We start from the raw sequence: 3,620 nt of genomic DNA on the forward strand, positions 1-3,620 counted from the left end.
TATCACCACCGACTATTTGCAACAGTGCCCTATTTTTCGGGGATCTGATTGCCCTCTGGCAATATCATTCAGCACGCCATAGTCGGCATCATGGTCCATTCGCCAGAAAACCGAAGCACCGGCATCAGCCAGGCGTGGAGAAAACTGGTATCCCAGCAGCCAGAAAAGGCCAAAGACAAGTTCGCTGGCACCTGCTGTATCGGTCATAATTTCGGTTGGATTCAGCCCGGTCTCCTGTTCCAGAAGACCTTCCAGCACAAAGATAGAGTCCCTCAGCGTCCCCGGTATAACGATGCCATGAAAGCCGGAATACTGATCGGACACAAAGTTGTACCAGGTGATCCCTCTGTTATTACCAAAGTATTTGCGGTTCGGTCCGGCATTGATTGTTCTGACTGGCGTAACAAAGCGCATTCCATCTGCAGATGCCACTTCTCCTCCACCCCATATCTGTGCCAGTGGCAGCGTTGCCTGAAAATCAACCAGTCTGGCATTAGCGCTGGTGATAGTTTCAGCCCGCAGATAGTTCGCTTTTGTCCAGTTCAGCCGGTGTCGGGTCAGTGCAGGAACATTTGATCTGATCAGTGGTTCCAGACCGATATTGCAGGCTTCAGCCATCAGCACGGCGCTGATGCTGACGGGCAGATCATCAACTCTGGCACTGGCTTCACTAGCATGGAAAAACTCATCAGCAAATCCGGTATGGGCGTTAATTTCGAGCAGCAACTCCGTTAAATCCACCGGAGGGAGTAGATCACTGATCATTTTGCTCAGTCGTTTCAGACTGTCCGGCTCATCAAGACTGGCGAGGGGAGAAATTGTCAACCGGGGCTTCGGGCCAGAAACATCGAGTTCGACAGCCTCATTTTCGCAAAGACGTGCAGCAACCTGTCTGTAACGACTATCAAGCTGATGACCCAGAGATTTTATTGCTTCCTGCGGGTCTGTCGGGTGCCCCAAAGAACGATAAACCTTAATCCGGTTTGCCTGCCAGTCAGCACCCTGTAGTAATCTTGCACGAGGATCTCCCCACCGGTTACTGCCGGTAACGTAGACATCCCTCCGCCTCAGACTATCCTGCAGTTTACTGAGAAAGCAGAGCGTGTATCCCCTGCGGGTGATATGTTTTTCCTTGTTAATCACCAGCCGTTTCCATGACCGACTGATAATTTCCGTTGGTGCGTCGTCAAAAAACTGCCGCCGTGAGCTGAACTCCCGGCTGAGGTAGTCACAGGCATTCAGAGTGGTAACCCCGGCAGGTGCGGATGAAAATTTAACGGTATTCAGCAGATGGGGCAGGAAACGACGAACGCGCCCGTACTGCTCCACCATTTCTTCATGAAAATTATCGTCTGAGGGCCGGGCAATTTCACGGACAAGCGTGATGATTTCAGCCAGCTTTTGCCTTGGGATGTAGCTGAACACCTCAGCACGAATCGATTCGTCCGGTGTTTCTTCTTTCAGCAGGTACGAACATGCGCTGGCGAGCGCCAATGCAGATTTATCCAGATCCTTCAGCGAGCGGAGCCGTTTTTTCTGCCCAATCTTTCTGGCGTCACGGATGATAACGGCCAGCATGGCGTCCAGAACGTCCAATGCATCATCCAGCGCCAGCGTTTCCCATGCAAGGACAAAGGCAACCAGAACCGCCATCCTTTTCTGCGGTGACATCCTGGCAATATTGAACACCGAAGTCATACCAGCATAACGTGCGAGATTTTTCAGGCGCACAGCCGGGAGTGTACTCAGGTTTTCAGCATGCAGGCCAAAATCGTTCAGAGTTTTCCAGCGTTCAATTGCTTCATTAAACGCCGGACCACTGATGGTCACAGGGCCCTTTTTCAGTGATTCCAGTAAAGACAGGCGGCTGCAATCAGTTGGCCCCAGCAGCATCTCCAGCTGTGAACGCTGTTCGGCTGACGGTATCAGTGCCAGTTTGTTCCACAGGCGCAACGTCGCCTTTTCCCTTACCTCTGAAATCAACCGGGTCAGCGTAGTGGCTCCGGGGAGAATAATACGATGTTGCATAAGCCACCCTGTCGCCAGATCGAAAAGCAGGCCAGGACGTTCGTTGCTTATCCAGCTCCGGGTATATAAAAGACGGGTAAGGCGAAATGTCCAGGGCCAGGCAAATTCACGATACTGATAGTGCTGACGTATCAGCGCTGCATGCTCACGGCGGGTATTTTCCCTCTGACCGTATTCTGCAAGAACGGTGATATCACGAATCCCGAGCTGTCTGGCGGTAAAATGCCGGACGCCGGAAGGAATATGACCTGGGACCTACGTGCGCCCGCACCGACACCCTCACACCTTCGAGCTACTGTTGCCATTAAGGGGTCGTTTCGTGGTGCTGAATTTTGACGATCGGGGTACCGTCACCCATCGGGCGATATTGGGGGAAACCTGTACGGTGCTGGAGATGGCCGCAGGAACCTGGCATGCCGTGCTGTCGCTGGATACCGGTGGCATAATTTTTGAAGTAAAACACGGTGGCTATCAACCCGTGGCTGCCGATGACTATGCGCACTGGGCTCCAGCGGAAGGAGAACCAGGAACCACGGAGCTTATGGCCTGGTATGCGCAAGCGCAGGTGGGCGACAGCACTTTTGCCGTCTAAGGCGATAAACAAAAACGGAATGAGTTTCCCCATTCCGTTTCCGCTATTACAAACCGTCGGTGACGATTTTAGCCGCCGACGCTAATACATCGCGACGGCTTTCTGCCTTAGGTTGAGGCTGGGTGAAGTAAGTGACCAGAATCAGCGGCGCACGATCTTTTGGCCAGATCACCGCGATATCGTTGGTGGTGCCATAGCCACCGCTGCCGGTTTTATCCCCCACAACCCAGGAAGCAGGCAGTCCAGCCTGAATGCTCGCTGCACCGGTGGTATTGCCTTTCATCCATGTCACCAGCTGCGCCCGTTGGCTGTCGCCCAATGCTTTACCCAGCGTCAGATTCCGCAGAGTTTGCGCCATTGCCCGAGGTGAAGTGGTATCACGCGGATCGCCCGGAATGGCGGTGTTTAACGTCGGCTCGGTACGGTCGAGACGGAACGTTTCGTCTCCCAGCTGTCGGGCGAACGCGGTGACGCTAGCCGGGCCGCCAACGTGAGCAATCAGCTTATTCATCGCCACGTTATCGCTGTACTGTAGCGCGGCCGCGCTAAGCTCAGCCAGTGACATCGTCCCATTGACGTGCTTTTCCGCAATCGGATTATAGTTAACAAGGTCAGATTTTTTGATCTCAACTCGCTGATTTAACAGATTCGGTTCGCTTTCACTTTTCTTCAGCACCGCGGCCGCGGCCATCACTTTACTGGTGCTGCACATCGCAAAGCGCTCATCAGCACGATAAAGTATTTGCGAATTATCTGCTGTGTTAATCAATGCCACACCCAGTCTGCCTCCCGACTGCCGCTCTAATTCGGCAAGTTTTTGCTGTACGTCCGCCGTTTGCGCATACAGCGGCACACTTCCTAACAACAGCGTGACGGTTGCCGTCGCCATCAGCGTGAACTGGCGCAGTGATTTTTTAACCATGGGATTCCTTATTCTGGAAGATACGAAATAACAACAACATGAATAGTCCCTAAATTCCACGTGTGTTTTTTATTAGCT

The 3,620-nt window shown here is 52.9% G+C and carries 2 protein-coding genes and 1 pseudogene; 1 reads left to right on the forward strand and 2 read right to left on the reverse strand.

All coding sequences use genetic code 11. From position 1 onward, the window contains the following. Positions 1-33 precede the first annotated feature (33 nt). Positions 34-2,262 (reverse strand): annotated as a pseudogene (locus GV764_RS15520) (Tn3-like element Tn3 family transposase); the annotation flags it as partial. A gap of 64 nt (positions 2,263-2,326) precedes the next feature. On the opposite strand from GV764_RS15520, the gene GV764_RS15525 reads away from it, so the two are divergent. Beyond that, positions 2,327-2,620, forward strand: coding sequence for a WbuC family cupin fold metalloprotein (locus GV764_RS15525; protein ID WP_116961751.1), 294 nt, complete (start codon positions 2,327-2,329; stop codon positions 2,618-2,620). 46 nt (positions 2,621-2,666) lie between these two features. On the opposite strand, the gene GV764_RS15530 is transcribed toward GV764_RS15525, so the two are convergent. Beyond that, the gene (locus tag GV764_RS15530) at positions 2,667-3,542 is read right to left on the reverse strand and encodes an extended-spectrum class A beta-lactamase CTX-M-15 (protein WP_000239590.1); all 876 of its coding nucleotides are present in this window, start codon (positions 3,540-3,542) and stop codon (positions 2,667-2,669) included. Positions 3,543-3,620 lie beyond the last annotated feature (78 nt).

Origin of the sequence: Atlantibacter hermannii, from assembly GCF_009907385.1 — a bacterium.
Classification (GTDB): Bacteria; Pseudomonadota; Gammaproteobacteria; order Enterobacterales; family Enterobacteriaceae; genus Atlantibacter; species Atlantibacter hermannii_A.